General features: G+C 53.8%; 2 protein-coding genes. One reads left to right on the forward strand and one right to left on the reverse strand.

Features of this window, described 5'->3' with window-relative positions; translation table 11 throughout:
* Positions 1 to 225, forward strand: a 225-nt coding sequence (locus XcuCFBP2542_RS19065; RefSeq protein ID WP_484606947.1) for a PH domain-containing protein, incomplete at its 5' end; no start/stop codon positions are given.
* A 27-nt stretch (positions 226 to 252) separates the two neighbouring features.
* Here XcuCFBP2542_RS19065 and XcuCFBP2542_RS19895 read toward each other — a convergent pair.
* Positions 253 to 470 (reverse strand): hypothetical protein (locus tag XcuCFBP2542_RS19895; protein WP_211293048.1); only part of this gene is annotated, 218 nt, incomplete at its 5' end.

Consider the following 470-nt stretch of genomic DNA (forward strand, 5'->3'; position numbering starts at 1 on the left):
ACCACCTTCTGGGATGGCGGGAAGGGACTGTTTCCAAGGCTCAACGCAGCTTCAGGGGCCTCAAGGCACCCACACGAATCCGCGATGAGCCTCAAGTTAGATGCACCACAATTTGTTGAAGACTTAGGCGTGGCGCTGACGGCACATAAAGGATTTGGAGGGGTTCACTCAAAGTATACCGACTACAACGCCAGGATTGAGATATCGGAAGGCTGTGTGATATGAAAAATGCATTGAGTGCGGAAGAGGCCATTACTTTACTGAGAGAGCGACCGGATGCGTATCGTTCAGGCGAAGATCTGCGCGCACTCGCATCACAGATAGATGCAAATGCACCAGGCCGTGTGACTGTTCTTTATAGCGGTCCGGCAGCGAAGGGGATTCCTGATTAGCCCCATTCCTCAGCCGGTAGTTGCAGGATTTGCGACGGGTCGGCTGGACAATGGCCCCACTTGAAGGCAACGGAGGTG

It is taken from the genome of Xanthomonas cucurbitae (genome assembly GCF_002939885.1).
GTDB lineage: Bacteria > Pseudomonadota > Gammaproteobacteria > Xanthomonadales > Xanthomonadaceae > Xanthomonas > Xanthomonas cucurbitae.